Here is a 17,772-nt window from a genome sequence, read left to right on the forward strand (position 1 = left end):
GCCCTGCAGACGCCCTTACAGCCATTTCCTGTTTAACCGCAGGAAACTGACCCCATTCCGACAGGAGCTAGCTTCATGACAACTGTGCTGATCGTCGACGATCACCCCATCGTTCGGCTTTCCCTGCGCCTGCTTCTCGAGCGTGAGCGCTTTCAAGTCGTTGGCGAACTCGGTGATGGCAGCGAAGTGACGCAAGTCGCCTCCAAACTGCGGCCTGATGTGGTCGTACTGGATATCGGCCTGCCAGGCCTGGATGGCATGGAGGTCATCAAGCGCCTGCAGTTGCTGGAGCCGGCACCGAAAATCATGGTGCTCACCGGGCAGGCTACAGACTTGTACGTGCGCCGCTGTCTGGATGCTGGCATCGGTGCCTTCGTGACCAAGGACGAAGATCATGAAGCCCTGATCTTTGCGTTGAAGGCGCTGGTCAAGGGGTATTCCACCTTTCCCCAGATGTCGGTCAACAGCAATACCCTCGACAGCGAACCCAAGCGCCTGGAAAGCCTGTCCAATCGAGAGATGGAAGTGCTGAGGCGTCTGGCCCGCGGCGAAAACAACAAGAACATCGGCGCGTGCATGAACCTCAGCGCCAAAACCATCAGCACATACCGTGGCCGCATCATGGATAAACTCAAGACTGAGTCATTGGTGGAAATGGTTGATCTGGCCAAGCGCAACAACGTCAATTGAACGTTTAGCCATGATCACACGCGTGCCGGTAGCCGTGCTCCTGGTCATGGCCCTGGCCTGCAGCTCGCTCGCCGCGCTTGCCGACAGCGAGCCACGGCACCTGCTGGCCCGCGCCGCCAGCGCGGCGCAACCCATGCAACTGGCCCCTGAAGACCGGCAATGGCTACAGCAGCGCAACGTGTTGCTACTGGGCAGCTCGCGCCCCGATTACCCGCCCTTCGAGATCAATGTCAGCCTGGCCGACTACGAAGGCCTCAGCGCCGATTATGCTGGGCTGATTGCCGAGCAGCTGGGCATACCGATTGAGGTCAGGCGCTTTTCCAGCCGCCAGGAAGCGATTACAGCCCTGCGTGAAGGCAAGATCGACTTGCTGGGTAGCTCCAACGGCTTCGAGGCGGCCGATGCCCACATCAGCCTCAGCCTTCCCTATGCTGATGATCTGCCCGTCATTGTCACCCGCGAAGGACGGACACTGAAAAACGACGCCGACCTTGCCGGCCTGCGCCTGGCGATGGTCGATCACTACCTGCCGGGTGAGTCCGCGCGCTCGCTTTACCCCAAGGCACAACTGAGCCTCTACCGCTCCACCCTGACCGGCCTGGCCGCAGTCGAAATGGGTGAGGCCGATGCCTACCTGGGCGATGCCATCAGTACCGACTTTCTGATCGGTAAGAGCTTCCAGGGTACGTTGAAGATCGACCATTTCTGCCAAGGGCCTGCAGGCAGCTTCTCCTTCGCCATGGCCAATGACAATGTACGCTTGCACCGTCTGGTGAATGCCGCGCTGGGCAGGATCACCGAAAGCGAGCGGCTGACTATTCTGCGCCGCTGGACCAGCGGCAACACCAGCTTGTTGCTCGAGCGCCGGCTGTCAGCCCTTACCGATGAGGAGCAGGCGTGGATAGCTCGCCATCCGAACGTCACGGTGCTGGTGGACACGGCGCTGGCCCCGCTCACTTTCAATGACGCCCAGCACCGCATAAGTGGTATTACCGTCGACCTGCTCAAGCAGATCAGTTTGCGTACCGGGTTACAGTTCCGGTTCATCGAGCGCGACAGCGTGCAAACCATGGTCGAACAGGTGGCACGTGGCGAGGCGCAGATGATCGGTGCCTTGGGCTACGGCAGCGAGCGCGCCACACATCTGCGCTACACCCGGCCCTACCTGGTCAGCCCCAGAGTATTGGTAACCCGCAACCAGCCTGCCTGGCCGCTGCTGACCCGCAGCCTACCTGGCCAGCGCATCGCCCTGCTGCATGGCTCGCACCTGCGCGAAGATGTGCAGGGGCGATACCCGGATGCACAGATTGTCGAGGTGAACAATCCGCTGGGCTTGATGGAAGCGGTGGCCAATGGCGACGCAGAAGTCGCGTACAGCAGCCACATCAACGCGTCGTACTACATCAGCCACGTATTCAAGGATCGATTGCGCATCGCCCGTGTGCTCGGCGATGAACAAGCCATCGCGGCTTTCGCCGTTACCCCCGGCGAGCCGCAGTTGCAGGCCATCCTGGACAAGGCGCTGCTGAGCATCCCCCCGGAAGAGCTGGATCAGTTGATCAATCGCTGGCGCACCAGCTCATTGGTCAGCGACAGCCCCTGGCGAAACTACCGCACGCTGGTGTTGCAGGTGCTGCTGTTGTCTGCCCTGCTGTTGGCGGGTGTGGTGTTCTGGAACAGTTACCTGCGCAAGCTCATCCATCAACGTACCGAAGCACAGCGCGCGCTGCAGGTGCAGTTGGCCCTCAGCCGTGGCCTGCTCGAACAGCTGCGCCAGGCCAAAGACGACGCCGAGCTCGCCAGCCAGACCAAGAGTACGTTCCTGGCCACCATGAGCCACGAGATCCGCACGCCCATGAATGCGGTGATCGGTCTGCTCGAATTGGCCCTGGAAGACAGCCGTGCCGGCCGCTGTGACCCCCTCACCCTGCATACCGCCTACGATTCGGCCATTGGCCTGCTTGGCCTGATTGGCGACATTCTCGACATTTCACGGGTCGAATCCGGGCACATGACCCTGCAACCAGTCGCCACCGACCTGGTCGAGCTGGTGCGCGGCACGGTGCGAGTGTTCGAGGGCAACGCGAGGACCAAGGGCCTGCACCTGCAAAGCGAGCTGCCCAACGGCTCAGCCTGGGTGCTGGCCGACCCGCTGCGCATCAAGCAAATCCTCTCCAACCTGCTGAGTAATGCCATCAAGTTCACCGAGCGAGGGGAGGTACACACGAGCCTGATGCTTACCCCAGCCAACGCTGGCAACCAGGTGCAGGTCGCGCTGTGCGTCCGGGATACAGGCGTTGGCATTGCCGCGGCCGACCAGGCTCGGTTGTTCAACGCCTTCGTTCAAGCCGAAGGCCCGCGGGCGCGCCAGGGCGCCGGCCTGGGCCTGGTGATCAGCCGTACGCTGGCCGAACTGATGGGCGGCACCGTGACCCTGCAAAGCGTTCAGGGCATCGGCACCAAGGTGCAGGTGCATTTGCTGCTATCGACCTGCGAAGCACCCGCGCCCGATGAACACCACGCACCTGCCCAGGCAGGCGAACGCGGGCCGCTGGACATTCTGGTGGTCGATGACTACCCCGCCAACCTGCTGCTGCTGGAAAAACAGCTCACGACCCTGGGCCATCGCACCACCCTGGCGAAAAATGGCGAAGTAGCGCTGGCCTGCTGGCAGAATGCGGCGTTCGACCTGGTGATTACCGATTGCAGCATGCCGGTCATGGACGGTCACGAACTGACCCGCAGAATTCGCCAACTGGAGCGCGAACGCGGGTTGCCCGGCTGCCGAATCCTCGGTGTCACCGCCAACGCCCAGGCCGAGGAACGCGAGCGTTGCCTGGCCAGCGGCATGGATGATTGCCTGTTCAAGCCGATCGGCCTGAACGCCCTCAAAGCACACCTGCCACAAGCAGGCGCTGACCCCAGCGCACCGGCCGCCAGGGCCAGCGGTTTCAACCTGAACGAACTCCGTCACCTGACCCAGGACGACGAGCAATTGGCTCGACGCCTGCTTGAGCAACTTGCGCAAAGTGCCAGTGAAGACCTTGCTGCTCTGTGCGCGCTCGGCGCCACCCCGGAAGGCAACGACCTGCGCCCCGTCGTGCACCGTATCAAAGGTGGCGCCAAGATGCTCAGGGTGCGCGGCGTGGTGCGCGATTGCGAAGCCATTGAACAGGCCCACGCCCAGGGGATACCCACCGACGCCCTACGCCAGCAGCTCGAAACCAGCCTACGAACCTTGCTGCGCGAGCTGGCCGAAGCCCTCAGTGCAATTGAAGCGTCGAGTTGATCTGGCTGATGGCATCGACCACGTGCCGTGAGCCCTGCTGGATCTCCATGATCACCGTACCGGCTTCGTTGGCCAAGGCAACCCCTCGCCCGGTCCGCGACAGGCTCGACTGCATGCTGGCCACCGCGGTGAGCGAAAGGTCGTGGTTCTGCCGCACCACATCAACGATCTCCAGCGTTGCCTTGCTGGTGCGCGCAGCCAGGTTGCGCACCTCGTCGGCGACCACGGCAAAGCCGCGACCATGCTCACCCGCGCGGGCTGCCTCGATGGCGGCATTGAGGGCCAGCAGGTTGGTCTGGTCAGCGATGCCGCGAATGGTCAGCACAATCTGCCCGATCACGTCCGACTGTTTGCTGACCGCGTCGATGCTACGCGCCGCGTCGTTGAGTTCCTGGGAAATCTGCTCGATCACCTGAACGGTCTGCTGCACCACTTCGGTACCTTTGCGCGCACAGGCATCGGTCTGTACCGAGCTGGCATGAGCCGCTTCGGCAGCGCTTTGCTGAGTACTGACCTGGGCAGTGATATCACTGGCGAACTTGACCACCTTGTACAACCGGCCTTTGTTATCGAAAATCGGGTTGTAGGAAGCCTCGAGGTACACCGTCTGGCCGTGCTTGTTGACCCGTTCGAAACGGTGAGCGTGATACTCGCCCCGGTTCAGCGAAGCCCAGAACTCACGGTAGCCAGCCGATTCTCGCTCGTGTGCATGGCAAAACAGCCCATGGTGACGGCCAGCGACCTCCTCCAGGCGGTAGCCCATGGTGGTCAGAAAGTTCTGGTTGGCTTTGATCACCCGCCCCTCTGGGCTGAATTCGACGACTGCCATGGAGCGGCCGATGGCGGTGAGCAAGCTCTTGCTTTCATGCTCATCCTTTACGCGCTGGCTGATATCGGCAGCCACCTTGATCACACTGGTGACCTGCAGGTGCTCATCGAGCACTGGCATGTAGCTGGCCTCCAGCCAGACTTCGCGGCCTGCCTTGTCGACCCGTTCGAACGTGCCGCTGATAGCCTTGCCCTGCCCCAATTCGAGCCATAGCTGACGGTACTCGGCGCTTTTGCTATAGGCCGGGTCGCAAAACAGCCGATGGTGCTTTCCGCGCAATTCTTCGACGCTGTAGCCCATCGCCTGACAGAAATGGGCGTTGGCGTCGAGAATGGTACCGTCAGGTGAGAACTCGATCATTGCCATGGAACGGCTGATCGCGGCCAGCTTGGCTTGCGCGTCGGCCAAGGCTTGGCGAGTGCGTTGAATCTCGATCAAATCTGACTTGCGGTGGAAGTCGAACATGGCGCCTGGGTCCTTTATGCGCGGGGTTTCCTGAGCATAGATCGGCGTTCTCGGCATGCAAGCACATTGCTATTGCTCGGCGATCAGGAACTCTCTCGCACCACCAGTTCGAAGCCCAGGTCCTGCTGCTCGGTGGCTACACGCTTGCCGTCGAGCAACGCCAGCAAGGCCAGTGCCGCGCCTCGCCCAACGGCAGCCCTGGGCGTGCGAATCGAGGTAAGCCGCGGGACCATGTGCGCCGAGGCGGGCAAATCATTGAAACCGACCATGGCCACCCGGCGTGGCACTTCAATGCCTTGACGCAGGGCTTGTAACACAGCCCCTTGGGCAAGGTCGTCGTTACAGAAGAAGATGCCGTCCACATCCGGCGCCTGCGCCAGCAAGCGGGTGAACAGTTCACTGCCCAGCGCGATTGACGATGGTTGCGGTGCCAATACCTCCAGCTCGTTGGCAGCCAGGCCGGCCTCGGCCAGCGCCTGGCGGAAACCCTCTGCTCGCTGCATGACCCGTGGGTCGAGTTGCGCCGCGATGAACGCCAGGCGTCGCCGGCCCCGCTCGATCAGATGCCTGGCAGCAGCACGTCCGGCCTGCTGCTGGGAAAAGCCAACCGACAGCGCCCCCGCCTCGCCGCCCAGCTCCATCATGTGCACACAAGGAACACCGCTGGCCGCCAGCATCTGCCGTGCGGCGTCGCTGCGATCGAAGCCGGTCAGCAGCATGCCGCACGGCTGGTAGGCCAGATAGTTGCGAATCAGGTTTTCTTCTTCGTCGTTGTCATAGTGATAGTTGCCGATCAACACCTCGAGCCCGCGTGGGCGCATCACTTCGTGGATAGCCTCCAGGGTGTCGATGAACAGCTGGTTGGACAACGACGGGATCAGCACCACGACCGACTGGCTGCGTGCAGACGCCAGCGCCCGCGCCGCCGGGTTGGCGACGTAACCCAGGCTCGCCGCTGCGGCAATGACCTTTTCCACCAGCGCCGGGGCAACAGTGCTGACACCACGCAGGGCGCGCGAAGCAGTAATCGGGGAAACCCCGGATAACCTGGCGACTTCCGCCAGAGTGGGACGACCGGTAGTACGAGAGCCTGAGCGGGACATGAATGTTGTAATTTTACTACTTGCCAAGGGATGTGAACGGCCACTAAGGTAGCGCTGTCTCAGGACGCAGGCAATGTAATCTTTGGTAGCGGCTACCCCATGCTCCCTGCCATGCGTCCATACTGCTTAACGACAAGATCAATAACACCGGGCAGATGGCGTTTCGTTCAGCACGAGACAGCGCTATCTCACCCCGCAGGAGGTACTGATGAATTCTTCGCTGTCCGCCATCGTGGTGATGGGCGTGGCTGGTTGCGGCAAAAGCTGCGTCGGCTCCGCCATTGCCGCCCGCAGCGGTGGTCGTCTGATTGAAGGCGACGCGTTCCACCCTGCCGAAAACATCCGCAAGATGAGCGCCGGCATCCCACTGGACGACACCGACCGTGCGGGCTGGCTGGTGCGTCTGGGCGAGGAACTGCAAGCCACCGTCAATGCCGGCGAGCGCCCGATCCTCACCTGTTCTGCGCTCAAACGCCGCTACCGCGACACGCTGCGCGAAGCGATGCCGGGGCTGGCCTTCGTGTTTCTGGAGCTGACCCCCGCCGAAGCGGAAAAACGCGTGCTCGCCCGCCCAGGCCATTTCATGCCGGCCAGCTTGATCGACAGCCAGTTCGCGGCCCTGGAGCCGCCCCACGGTGAGCCCCTGACGCTCCCTCTTGACGCCACCCTGCCGATAACCGCCTTGGCCGAGAAGGTCGATGCCTGGCTAAAGCCACGCGGTGAGCGGACCCTGGCGCGGACTGCCTGAACCTGGCGGTCCTTCCGGCTCACCAAAGATAGCGCTACCTCGACGCCTGATGGCGGCAAAAGTTCAATTTAAGCAACGCCAAAAACAACGATAAGACCGAGGCATACACACCATGTTCGGACTGGCTACAGATACCTACCTGCTGCTCGACGCTCTGGTAACCATCGTCGGGCTGATCCTGCTGATCACCCATTTCAAAGTTCACCCCTTCGTCGCCCTAACCCTGGCGGCGGGCTTCCTCGGCCTGACCTCCGGCATGCCGGTGGCCAAGGTCATGAAGTCGTTCCAGGACGGGTTCGGTGGCGTGCTGGGCTTTGTCGGCATCGTCCTCGCGCTGGGTACCATGCTCGGCAAGCTGATGGCCGACTCCGGCGGCGCCGATCAGATCGCGCAAACCTTGATCCGCGCCTTTGGCAAGAAGAACGTGCACTGGGCCATGATGTTCGCCGCCTTCCTGGTTGGCATCCCGCTGTTCTTCGAAATTGGCTTTGTGCTGCTGATACCGCTGGTATTCATTGTCGCTCGACGTTCGGGCGTTTCCCTGATCAAGATCGGCATCCCGCTGCTGGCCGGGCTGTCGGTGGTGCATGGGCTGGTGCCACCGCATCCTGGGCCTTTGCTGGCGATTGGCATTTTCCACGCCGACATCGGCAAAACCATCTTTTACGGCCTGCTAATTGCGCTGCCTACGGCAATCATCGCCGGGCCGCTGTACGGCAACTTCATTGCCCGCTACATCCCCGGCAACCCGTCGCAGGCGCTGATGGACCAGATTGCCAAGGAATCCGACCAAAGCAACCTGCCCAGCTTCACCATCACGCTGGTCACCGTGCTGCTACCGGTGGCGTTGATGCTGCTCAAGACCTTTGCTGACGTAGTGCTGCCGGCCGAGCACATCATTCGCCAGTGGATGGACCTGATCGGGCACCCCATCACGGCCCTGCTCGCCGCCTTGCTGCTGGCGTTCTATACCTTCGGCTCGGCGCGGGGCTTCAACCGCCAGCAGATCATGAAAATGCTTGATCAGAGCCTGGCGCCAACAGCAGCCATCGTGCTGATTGTCGGCGCGGGGGGCGGCTTCAAGCAGATGCTGGTAGATACCGGGGTCGGCAACGTGATCGGGCAGATGGCAGTGCAGGCGGAGATCTCGCCCATCATGCTCGCCTGGCTGGTGGCGGCGGTGATCCGCATCGCCACGGGCTCGGCGACAGTGGCGACCATTACCGGCGCTGGCATTGTCGCCCCGGTAATCGACCTGGTACCCGGGGTCAACCGCGAATTGCTGGTGCTGGCCACCGGCGCCGGGTCACTGATTCTGTCCCACGTGAACGATGCTGGCTTCTGGCTGGTGAAGCAGTACTTCAACATGACCGTGGCTGAAACCTTCAAGACCTGGAGCATGATGGAGACCATTCTTTCAGTGGTCGGCATCCTCTTCATCATGTTGCTGTCGATGGTGGTGTGACCGCTGATCGGGGTAATGGCACCTTGTCGTTGCGGGTAGGGCCGAACAGTAATACCGCCCTACCTCGCAAAGGAGACTGCCCCATGACTCGATCAACCCTGCTGCTCGCCGCCCTGCTTGCTTCGCCGCTGGCCCTGGCGGTCGGCACCGGCCCGACCTACCCCGACGACCCACACAATCCGGCTCCTCAGCCGGGGGTCGACAGCACGCTCAACCCAATCGAAAAGCCTATGCCTCGGGATACTGACCCACGGATCCAGGGTAACGACCCGGAGAGTCCACCTGCCCAGCAGAATGACAACCGCGACCTGCCCGGAATGGATGGCAGTGGCTCGGAAGGCAGCGCAGGGTCGGGGGCTGGCGAGGGCGGCCGCAGCCAATAGGCATCAAGGCGCCCTAGCGCTCCAAACTCGACACGCCAGGGGCCAGCGGCACTGGCTAGTAATCGAACCGGTCCACCGCGCGCCGCCGTTCGTTGTCATCCCGCCGGTCATAACTGGCAGTGGTCTGGATATTGGCATGGTGGGCCAGCTTTTGCGCAATCGACAGGTCATGCTCCTCGATTACCCGGGTGATGAATGCCCGGCGGAAATCATGGGGCATGATCTTCACCCCGACTTGTGCCCCCCGTTGGCGTGCGATGTAGTAAATCGCATGCTTGGTGATGCGCGCGCGAGTGATGTGGTTGCCCCGGCGGATGCGGTTGAACAGGAACGGATCGTCCGTTGCGCCCTCGGGCAAGGCCTCGCGACGCAGGTCCAACCAGGCCTGAAGCTTTTCAAAAGCCCAGGCCGGGGCGTACTTGATCAACTGCCGGTTGCCCTTGCCCAGCACTTGAAGGCAGCGTGCTTCGAAGTCTACCTGGTCAAGGTCTATGTCCACTGACTCTGACTTGCGCATGCCCGTGCCGTACAGCAAGGCGATGATCGCCGCATCACGTACGCCCTGGGGACGTGGGTCAGCAGCGCACACGTCCATCAATTCACGGATCAGGCTGCGGCGCAGGTTGCGCCCAGGCGGCAGGCGGCTGCCCGTTGCCGGTTTGACTTCCCGGATACGCAGCAACTGCTCGTGGCCGATGAGGCCTTGGCGCCAGGCTTCGTTCATTACCCCGCGTACAGCGTTCACATAAAGTGATGAACTGTTGGGGGCGTAGCCGTCGGCACGCAGGGCCGCCACCAGGGCAATCACCTGACCCGGTTCCAGCCGATGCCATGGCACGTCGACCAGGTTGCAATCGACGAAACCAAGCCGGTCGGCGGCGTCCTGAAGGATATAGCGCATGGTCTGCTGGCTGGAGGGGGCCAGCCGTGCCAGGTACTGCAACAGCGGATTTTGCGAAAGGTCGGACAAAACGTGAATCCTGTAGCGAAGCCTGGCGCGAGCGATAGCCTCCAGGCGTGAAGCGAACAATGCCATTACCTTGATTTTTCAAGGGATTCGACACGGGCATGAGCCGAAATGTTATCCCATAGGCTATCGTGGTAGCCATGACTCCCTGTCGATGAGACTCCATGGCCCTTCACCGTCTGACGCGTACCCATCCCCGCCTGAGCATCGCCGCGCTGGTCGGCATCACCGGCGCCTGGCTGATCCCGGCTGCCGACATCATCCAGCATATCCTGGCCGGCTGGAACCTGGGGGTGTGGCTGTACCTGGTGCTGGTGCTATGGCTGACGTGCCGGGCGACGCCCGACCGGGTTCGTAACGTTGCTCAGGTGGAGGACGAAAACGCCGGCCTGGTGCTGTTCACCGTCAGCATTGCCGCTGTTGCCAGCCTTGCGGCGGTGACGCTGCAACTGGTGTCCAGCCGTGGCCTGCAGGGCAACGCCCTGGCGCTGCACTACCTTTACACCGGTTTGACAGTGGCGGGCTCCTGGTTGCTGATCGGCTGTATCTTCAGCCTGCACTACGCTCGGCTGTTCTATACCGGCAACGGGCGCGAACCTGTGCTGCGCTTCGCCGACGGCGAATGCAACCCCGATTACTGGGACTTCCATTACTTCTCGTTCACCATCAGCGTTGCCGTGCAAACATCCGACATTGGCGTCGCAGGCCGAGGCATGCGCCGGGTGGTGCTGGCCCATTCACTGATCGGGTTCATCTTCAATACAGCGATTATCGGGTTCACCATCAATATCGCCGCCGGCCTGCTCGGCTAGCACGCGCCGCTCGTCCGAAACTGTCGTGCGTCAAACCGGGGTTAAAAATAGCAGAGCCGAGCATCAGGATTACTGCCGCTGTGCAGAGAAAACGTTTGCCACGCCATTTGCTGCCAAACGGCGTCCAAGAGCGATGTGTGAACGGCGTCATGCATCAGTACATCGGTCTGGTTTTCACCGCAGCGCTGCCCAGCCAGGTGCTATGGTTAGTTTCCCGGCGGCCGTGCTCGCGGCCAACCAATCACCGCGTCCAGGCATGGACAAGGAGGCTGGCATGAACAAGATGACGTTCCCCAACGCCTGCCAGGTGATGCGCTGGCACTTCCACCCGCTGGGCTTCGAAGCCAGCATGGATGCGCCGCGCAGCATGATTGCCCGCCTGTTCGACAGGGCCACGGGCGAGACCTTGCTGGCCATTGCCGGTATCCCGTGCACCTCCATCATGGCAGCGGCGGATGTCGAACGCATCATCGAGGCTGTCGAGGCTGAGATGGATGCCTTTTTGCCCGCCTTCGTCCTGCGTGACGCCGGTTAAGCCAACGCGTCGGCACCGGCGTGCAACGCCTGCAATGTCCCCATGAACTGCTCGGCTGGCACCGGCTGGCCGAGTAAGTAGCCTTGCAGCGAATCGCAGCCCAAGCGGGTCAGAAAATCCTGCTGGCGGTCGGTTTCCACCCCTTCGGCCACGATACGCAGCCCCAAGGCCTGACCCAGCGCGACAATCGCCGAGACGATTGCGGCATCTCTGTCATGCTCAAGGTCACGCACGAAGCCGCGGTCGATCTTCAGTTCATTGGCGGGCAAGCGCTTGAGGTACATCAAGCTGGAATAACCAGTCCCGAAATCGTCGATCGACAGGTCCACCCCCATGTCGGACAAACGCTGCAATACCGTCAGGCTGGCATCGGCATCATGCATCGCCGTGGTTTCGGTGATTTCCAAGGTCAGGTGGTTCGCCGGCAAGCCGCTATCGTGCAATGCGCGGGCAACACTGTCGACGAGGCCGGCGTGACAGAACTGAATGGCAGACAGGTTGACCGCCATACGCCATTGCAGGTGCCCTTGGTCCAGCCACTGACGCATCTGCCGGCAGGCTTCGTCCAGTACCCACTCACCAATCGGGATGATCAGGCCGGTCTTCTCCGCCAAGCCTATGAAACGATCCGGCAACAGCAGGCCATGCTGTGGGTGCTCCCAGCGCAGCAACGCCTCGGCGCCGATCGGCTGGCACGCCTGGGCGTCGAACTTGGGTTGGTAGTGCAAGCGGAACTGGCGCTGTTCAAGGGCCATGCGCAGGTCTTGCAGCAGTTGCAGCTGCTGGCGGGCGTTACTGTTCATCGAGACATCGAAGAAACTGTAGCCGTTCTTGCCGCCGCTTTTGGCGTGGTACATGGCGGCATCGGCGTTGCGTAGCAACTCCTGCTGGTCCTGGCCGTTACCGGGGTACAGGACAATGCCCAGGCTCGCAGTCAATTGCAGGTCATGCTCGGCCACGCGGAACGCCCGCGACACCAGGTTGACCTGCTTGACGGCCACATCCATGGCGTCGTCCGGCTCCTGCAGTTCCACCAGCAATACGAACTCGTCGCCGCCAATGCGTGCCAGGGTGTCCTGACTGTGCAGGTGGCCACGCAAACGTGCAGCTACCGCCTTGAGCAGCAGATCGCCGACATGGTGACCAAACGCGTCATTGACCGGTTTGAACCCATCCAGATCGATGAACATCAGCGCAAAACAACCGCCCTGCTCTGCCACCTTGCCAATCGCCTGCTCGATGCGGTCGGACAACAGCGTGCGGTTCGGCAACCCTGTCAAGGTGTCATGCAAAGCCAGCTGGGTCAGCTCTTGGTTGGCCAGGGTAAGCGAACGGGCCAGTTCCGCAGTGCGGGCCTCCAGGCGAGCGTCCAGCACCGACGTCAGCAACGCCACCGCGAGTACCGCCAAGGTGGTGATGAGCACCAGATAGACCAGGCCCTCGCCTCGCAAGCCACCCGCCAGGGCACCGCAGAAGCTGCCCTCAGGGAAGTTCGCCGCGGCCATGCCGGTATAGTGCATGCCGACGATGGCAAGCCCCATCAGCACCGCCGCCATGCCACGGATCTGCCGGACATAGGGCGTGTGCTGGCGCAGGCGGAAGGCGATCCACAAGGCGGCCGCCGATGCACCCACGGCGATGGCCAGCGACGCCCCGAACAGTCCCGGGTCGTAATCGATCCCCGGGAGCATGCGCAGCGCCGCCATGCCGGTGTAGTGCATGCAGGCGATACCGGCGCCCATGACCAGCGCGCCAAAGGCCAGCTGCAACAGCGGCAGGCGTGGCTGACTCACCAACCATAGGGCGAACCCTGACGACAGTATGGCGATAAGTAATGAAAATGCGGTGAGGCCAATGTCGTAGCCCAGATCCACCGGCAGGCTGAAGGCGAGCATGCCGATGAAGTGCATCGACCACACCCCTATCCCCATCGCCAATGCCCCCCCGCCCATCCAGAGGTAGACGGCCCGGCCCTTGGCCGTGGCAATGCGGCCGGACAGGTCAAGGGCGGTATAGGAGGCAAGAATGGCCACGCACAGTGAAATCAACACCAGCGAAGAGGAGTAACTACCGGTCAGCATTGGAAGTTCCAGCGTCGGGACAGGGGGCCCGCGAAAAGCTGACGATTGTACTCAAGCGTTGGCGAAACGCACGGGATTTTGCGCCGGGAATGGATCCAGTAGATTGCCGCAGACGCCGCGAATCACGGCTAAGCAAGCGGGCGGAGTGCCTGCCAGCAAAAAGCTTGCAGCCGCCTTTGCGGGCAAGGCCGCGAGAACACTACCCTTTGCCACGGATGATCCAGCAAGCCAACTTCAGACGCTGCTTGAAAGAGAGCATCAAGCGCCTGCTTGGGTAGTACGGGGGGAACGGATGCTGCAACGGTTCAAGGCGATCGGCCTGTGCTGACAGGTAGGCTTGCGCGGCCGCAGCGCGGCCGTTAGCCGACAAGGTGCGATGCGAGCCCCGCTCATACTGCGGCCTCCAATTGACAGGTAACTGGCCCGGAGACACACCGCTGACAGGGACTGTCAGCCGGCCGTCGAAACTGCGGTCGATAATGACCCACTCGCCCGCCTCTACCGCAGCTTTCTCTGGGTGCCAGCTCTTGGAAGCGATAAGGTCGCTGCCCCAGAAGACATTCTCGACAGGGTGCTCGACGCTGATGGTGACAGGGTAGCCCCCATAACCGTCGCTCTCGGACCAGGAGGTCAGCAGGTTGGTATTGAGTTGGAAACTGTCCAGACCTAGATGCAAGGCGGCGCATCGCTGGCTTATCAGCCGATCAGCATACCCCTCTACAGTGTGCAGATCGTCGCGAAAGCTGCGGTGCAGGACGATGGTTTTCTGATTGCGCCGGCGAAACACAGCCTGCGTGTGCGCATAAATAAGCTGCATCTGTTTGACGCCAAGCTGTACCTGTTCTGGGGTACCAAAATGATCTCTGAGTACCGTCAGCGCCCCGGCTTTGTCTTTCCCTAGAGGCGTCATGACCTGACACTGGTCAGGGTGCCACGGATAGCGGTAAACCCCCAGAGCTTGTGCGCCAAGCCACGTTAGGATGCCGCGGGGTGGTAAACCCCAGGTATTCCAGTTGACGATAGGCAAGCGGAGGCTGCCCGGTCCCTCTTGGTCACCGTAGGTCATCATCTTGTAGATCGCTGGGTGCTCGATGACGAATCGGTCGCAAGCCATGAACCCTGATGCATCATTCCTGAACACGGACATTCGACAAGATCCTGCACGTACTGAGTTGACTGGGCTTGAGCCATTGGCAAAATCGCATCCTTCACCCTGGCATGGCACAATACCATCAGCGAACCGTTTTTTGTCAGGGAAGCCTATGCAGGATGAGTTGAAGGTCGACGCGGCACACTTTTGGGAACGCAGCCTTGTATTGATGGACCGATTCGAATCGCAAACAGACCTCGGCTATGTTTTATTCCACGCTATTGCGCCCTATTGCGAACTTGCTATCACCCATGACTTGGGCCTCTGGGGCTTCAGAGAAATACCTGAACCAGGAAACGCTTTAAAAAACGGCTTTTATCGCCAGCATGTGTGGCGCGCATTACGAGCTGCCGACTATTCAGAAGACGACTTTAACAGGATAGAGGCGCTGCTCAAGGAGCACCTTGACGCAACGCTGGAACACATTGCAAACGACCGCTCGTTCCAAGACCGCCGGGCGCGGCGCCCGATATTCGAATTTGTTTTCGAAAAAATCGTCGCCCTGCAACAGGTGGTTCACCCTCAGCACTGCTTGATTAGCACGCAGCTGAGTAAAGCGCTGCTCTCAGCATTTGAACTCGCGGACGAGTACTTCCCCTACACGGGGGATTTTCAAATTGCTGCACTACACGCACGTGGTTACACGTCAGGTAAGCTTTCAACGTTCCACACAGCCCCCCATCATGGGCTGCTCCGTTTACGCCTGCTTGCGTACAAAATAAACCTCGAAACTGCCTCGACATTTCCATCCGAGCATTTCGGCATCGCCAAACGATTCCTGTTGGTCGACCAGGGAGGTCGAACTGCCCAGCAGCTGAAAAAGCAGAATATCGCTCCGCTTCCAGAAATCATCGAGCACATACTCGTCCCCCCCGCATGGTTTTATCCGCTGAGCATGGTGGTCTTGCATAATCCGCTCCCAATCACTGTATCTAGGCGCCTCATCGCCAGCCAGCAGATCCGAGCCGTCATCGATTTCGAGACGCTCAGCCCTACCGGGCGGACTAAAACCGCCACGGCTGTGATACTTGGCCGTAGCCCTTTACTGGCTGATGAAAAGGTTCTTTTCATCGACGTGACCAAGCTGACTCGCTGGAACAATGCTGCCGTGCTGACAACCGCTGCCGAATTGGCGGGCAACATTCTGGCCCTGGGGCTGAATCGAGGAAAGCCCAACCCCCTCTCTGGCGAACACCGTTACGCCACCTTGCTGAACAACTTTTTCCTGTCCAACTTCAGTGAGGGATACCAAGACGTCAGCGGCATTTGCGAACGCCTGAGCCCTGATAAGCTGAGTTATAAAGCCAACGTGATCAGAGCGGCAAATTATCTTACGCAGGTGAATGAGTCACAGATTCCAGTTGGGTTGGACGCCACCCCACTCCTTGCTGGATTACCGCCCGACACCGGCGACCGCGCGTGCCTATACGTCATAGGCAACAATGGCGTAGGTAAAAGCTTTCTACTGCGCAACCTGGTCGTTTCCCTTTCAGAACGTTGCGTTAGCACCTTTGGTATTGCCTTTGGTCTTACAGATCGATTCGGTTATGCGGCGACCCACAAGCCCGCCGCATTCCAATATCTGGGCACCGGTTGCCCGCGTAGTACCAATGCGCTGAAGCACCACTGCACCTCTCTGGCCGGTATGATGTGCCTCTTGTACCGCTCGGCGTCTCGAACCGCAGCCTTCCAATCAGCCTCCAGCGCCCTCGGCTTGTCCGGGCGTTATTATGTAATGCCCTGGAGGATGACATCGGCAGATATCGAGAACGACCGGGGGCTTTCCGATATAAACCGGATTGACAACTTAATGAGTGACTTCGACCTTCACCCCGATTACAAGCTAGGTGTGGTCGGGGATTCCGGAGGCGGCGCTATCACACCCTTCGATGAATTGAGCTCAGGCGAACAACAACTGCTGTCACTCATCATCAAAATTACCGCCAACGCCACCCCCGGCTCGGTGGTGCTGATCGACGAGCCAGAAATCAGCCTGCACGTGACCTGGCAACAAGCCCTGCCAGCGCTGCTCGACAGCCTGAGCCGCAGCCTTGAATGCAGCTTCGTCGTGGCCACCCACTCTCCCGTGATCACTGCCAACGCCTTCCATCCGTACGATCATTGCTACGCGGCCAAGCATGGCAAGCTGCACCCCATCACAACCACGCAACGACGCTCTGTCGAATCCGCGCTGTTCGACGGGTTCGATACTTACACACCCAACAACCGCCAGATCCATGAGCGCTGCGCAGCGATTGTCAGCAGTGTTATCCGCTCGATGAACCAGAGCGGCATTATTGATGCGTCCTCTATCAAGGCATTTGACGAGGAGCTGCAACAAATGCGAGCAACGGTCGAAGGCAAGGGAAACAACAGTGCAAGCCCGCATTACGAAGACGACCTTGCGTTAATCCTGAAAGCACGAATGGCTATAGAGGAACTGCGCACGGGCCTCCAGGGGCAAAGCACATGACACCGTGTGACGTGAAGGCTTCAAAAGCGCTCGCCCAGCAGTTTCGAGACTATCTCTGTTTGGTGCATGAAACCAAGAAGCACAGAACACGCTCCCGTGAACTGCTGTTGAGCTTATGGCGACGCTCTCGGCGGTGTAACGTCGATGTATGGTCGGAGCTTCATTCCATCGAGCTAACGCACGCTGGCTCGACTATAAAAGGCGCTGCGCTGACACTGGCCCTGCGCAGACACCTGGCTCAGTTACAGGACAACCGCTGCTGTTATTGCCGGCGCTGGCTGGTGAATACGGCCTATGCCCGCCCCATCGAACATGTTCTGCCCAGAAAAGGGTTTGCGAGATACTCGCTGAACTACCGAAACCTCGCATTGGCCTGCAAGGACTGCAACAGTGAAAAAAGCGACAACACGGGCTTCCGCTCCCCGCCAACGAACGGACGTTATCCGCAGGTATCGGCCTTCACCGCAATGTTTCATCCTCGCTATCACCGGTATGACGACCACGTGCGCTTTATCCGCTACGAGACCAACGGCAGCGCAATCACACTCTATCGCGGCTTGACCGCGCAGGGCCGACAACTGTGCAGCGAACTGCTGTACAAGATTGCCGGCAATGAGACGCTAATCAAAAGTAATAACGCGTTAGCACCAGCCATCGATATCATGGACCGGTACGACAAAGCAGACGGCTCGCTGCCTACCCAGGCACTCGAGGACTTCCTGGACCATCTCAAGCGCAGCGCGACGTCGGTTCTGGGAGCAACTGCGGCTGGCAGCCAATAA

At 60.6% G+C, this 17,772-nt stretch carries 14 protein-coding genes and 1 pseudogene; 9 read left to right on the plus strand and 6 right to left on the minus strand.

Annotated features, from left to right (window positions below; all coding sequences use genetic code 11):
* Positions 1-75 precede the first annotated feature (75 nt).
* Both L6D80_RS03035 and L6D80_RS03040 read left to right on the plus strand, forming a co-directional pair.
* Positions 76-690 (plus strand): response regulator transcription factor, encoded by a 615-nt coding sequence (locus L6D80_RS03035; RefSeq protein WP_054899577.1) that lies wholly within the window; start codon positions 76-78, stop codon positions 688-690.
* Between the two features lie 10 nt (positions 691-700).
* Complete coding sequence (locus L6D80_RS03040) at positions 701-3,979, plus strand: transporter substrate-binding domain-containing protein (protein ID WP_302474970.1); 3,279 nt, start codon at positions 701-703, stop codon at positions 3,977-3,979.
* Here the strand turns inward: L6D80_RS03040 and L6D80_RS30215 are convergent.
* From L6D80_RS30215 to gntR, 3 genes and pseudogenes are all read right to left on the minus strand, one after another.
* Positions 3,954-4,412: a methyl-accepting chemotaxis protein gene (locus tag L6D80_RS30215; protein ID WP_371418573.1), complete on the minus strand. Its 459-nt coding sequence runs from the start codon at positions 4,410-4,412 to the stop codon at positions 3,954-3,956. The two genes, L6D80_RS03040 and L6D80_RS30215, sit on opposite strands and share 26 nt — an antisense overlap.
* A gap of 78 nt (positions 4,413-4,490) precedes the next feature.
* Positions 4,491-5,330: pseudogene (locus tag L6D80_RS30220) on the minus strand (PAS domain-containing protein); the annotation flags it as partial.
* Between the two features lie 26 nt (positions 5,331-5,356).
* Complete coding sequence (gene gntR, locus L6D80_RS03050; RefSeq protein ID WP_176514052.1) at positions 5,357-6,376, minus strand: HTH-type transcriptional regulator GntR; 1,020 nt, start codon at positions 6,374-6,376, stop codon at positions 5,357-5,359.
* A gap of 208 nt (positions 6,377-6,584) precedes the next feature.
* Between gntR and L6D80_RS03055 the strand changes: the two genes are divergently transcribed.
* The 3 genes from L6D80_RS03055 (at position 6,585) to L6D80_RS03065 (ending at position 8,972) form a co-directional block, all read left to right on the plus strand.
* A complete protein-coding gene (locus tag L6D80_RS03055; RefSeq protein WP_054899579.1) occupies positions 6,585-7,124 on the plus strand; it encodes a gluconokinase in 540 nt (179 codons plus the stop codon).
* A 112-nt stretch (positions 7,125-7,236) separates the two neighbouring features.
* Positions 7,237-8,589: a GntP family permease gene (locus L6D80_RS03060; RefSeq protein WP_054899580.1), complete on the plus strand. Its 1,353-nt coding sequence runs from the start codon at positions 7,237-7,239 to the stop codon at positions 8,587-8,589.
* A gap of 83 nt (positions 8,590-8,672) precedes the next feature.
* The gene (locus L6D80_RS03065; RefSeq protein ID WP_176514054.1) at positions 8,673-8,972 is read left to right on the plus strand and encodes a hypothetical protein; all 300 of its coding nucleotides are present in this window, start codon (positions 8,673-8,675) and stop codon (positions 8,970-8,972) included.
* A gap of 55 nt (positions 8,973-9,027) precedes the next feature.
* Here L6D80_RS03065 and L6D80_RS03070 read toward each other — a convergent pair whose 3' ends face one another.
* On the minus strand, positions 9,028-9,942 hold the full coding sequence (locus tag L6D80_RS03070) for a site-specific integrase (protein WP_176514056.1): 915 nt from the start codon (positions 9,940-9,942) through the stop codon (positions 9,028-9,030).
* A 161-nt stretch (positions 9,943-10,103) separates the two neighbouring features.
* Between L6D80_RS03070 and L6D80_RS03075 the strand changes: the two genes are divergently transcribed.
* Both L6D80_RS03075 and L6D80_RS03080 read left to right on the plus strand, forming a co-directional pair.
* Positions 10,104-10,751, plus strand: a complete 648-nt coding sequence (locus L6D80_RS03075; RefSeq protein ID WP_176514058.1) for a DUF1345 domain-containing protein — start codon at positions 10,104-10,106, stop codon at positions 10,749-10,751.
* A 274-nt stretch (positions 10,752-11,025) separates the two neighbouring features.
* Positions 11,026-11,286 (plus strand): DUF1652 domain-containing protein, encoded by a 261-nt coding sequence (locus L6D80_RS03080; protein ID WP_054899584.1) that lies wholly within the window; start codon positions 11,026-11,028, stop codon positions 11,284-11,286.
* Here the strand turns inward: L6D80_RS03080 and L6D80_RS03085 are convergent.
* Positions 11,283-13,367 (minus strand): putative bifunctional diguanylate cyclase/phosphodiesterase, encoded by a 2,085-nt coding sequence (locus tag L6D80_RS03085; protein ID WP_176514060.1) that lies wholly within the window; start codon positions 13,365-13,367, stop codon positions 11,283-11,285. The two genes, L6D80_RS03080 and L6D80_RS03085, sit on opposite strands and share 4 nt — an antisense overlap.
* 199 nt (positions 13,368-13,566) lie before the next feature.
* Positions 13,567-14,514: a hypothetical protein gene (locus L6D80_RS03090; RefSeq protein ID WP_176514063.1), complete on the minus strand. Its 948-nt coding sequence runs from the start codon at positions 14,512-14,514 to the stop codon at positions 13,567-13,569.
* Between the two features lie 115 nt (positions 14,515-14,629).
* On the opposite strand from L6D80_RS03090, the gene L6D80_RS03095 reads away from it, so the two are divergent.
* A complete protein-coding gene (locus tag L6D80_RS03095) occupies positions 14,630-16,990 on the plus strand; it encodes an AAA family ATPase (protein WP_176514065.1) in 2,361 nt (786 codons plus the stop codon).
* On the plus strand, positions 16,987-17,772 hold the full coding sequence (locus tag L6D80_RS03100) for an HNH endonuclease (protein WP_176514067.1): 786 nt from the start codon (positions 16,987-16,989) through the stop codon (positions 17,770-17,772). The genes L6D80_RS03095 and L6D80_RS03100 overlap by 4 nt, the downstream gene beginning before the upstream one ends.

The organism is Pseudomonas ceruminis (genome assembly GCF_021602025.1).
Lineage (GTDB): Bacteria > Pseudomonadota > Gammaproteobacteria > Pseudomonadales > Pseudomonadaceae > Aquipseudomonas > Aquipseudomonas ceruminis.

What these genes read in the sequence shown, in the direction of transcription:
- gntR (WP_176514052.1), bottom strand. Translation starts at nt 6,376, where the DNA reads ATGTCCCGCTCAGGCTCTCGTACTACCGGTCGTCCCACTCTGGCGGAA.
- L6D80_RS03065 (WP_176514054.1), top strand. Translation starts at nt 8,673, where the DNA reads ATGACTCGATCAACCCTGCTGCTCGCCGCCCTGCTTGCTTCGCCGCTG.
- L6D80_RS03095 (WP_176514065.1), top strand. Translation starts at nt 14,630, where the DNA reads ATGCAGGATGAGTTGAAGGTCGACGCGGCACACTTTTGGGAACGCAGC.
- L6D80_RS03090 (WP_176514063.1), bottom strand. Translation starts at nt 14,514, where the DNA reads ATGTCCGTGTTCAGGAATGATGCATCAGGGTTCATGGCTTGCGACCGA.
- L6D80_RS03055 (WP_054899579.1), top strand. Translation starts at nt 6,585, where the DNA reads ATGAATTCTTCGCTGTCCGCCATCGTGGTGATGGGCGTGGCTGGTTGC.
- L6D80_RS03040 (WP_302474970.1), top strand. Translation starts at nt 701, where the DNA reads ATGATCACACGCGTGCCGGTAGCCGTGCTCCTGGTCATGGCCCTGGCC.
- L6D80_RS03075 (WP_176514058.1), top strand. Translation starts at nt 10,104, where the DNA reads ATGGCCCTTCACCGTCTGACGCGTACCCATCCCCGCCTGAGCATCGCC.
- L6D80_RS03100 (WP_176514067.1), top strand. Translation starts at nt 16,987, where the DNA reads ATGACACCGTGTGACGTGAAGGCTTCAAAAGCGCTCGCCCAGCAGTTT.
- L6D80_RS03035 (WP_054899577.1), top strand. Translation starts at nt 76, where the DNA reads ATGACAACTGTGCTGATCGTCGACGATCACCCCATCGTTCGGCTTTCC.
- L6D80_RS03085 (WP_176514060.1), bottom strand. Translation starts at nt 13,367, where the DNA reads ATGCTGACCGGTAGTTACTCCTCTTCGCTGGTGTTGATTTCACTGTGC.
- L6D80_RS03080 (WP_054899584.1), top strand. Translation starts at nt 11,026, where the DNA reads ATGAACAAGATGACGTTCCCCAACGCCTGCCAGGTGATGCGCTGGCAC.
- L6D80_RS03060 (WP_054899580.1), top strand. Translation starts at nt 7,237, where the DNA reads ATGTTCGGACTGGCTACAGATACCTACCTGCTGCTCGACGCTCTGGTA.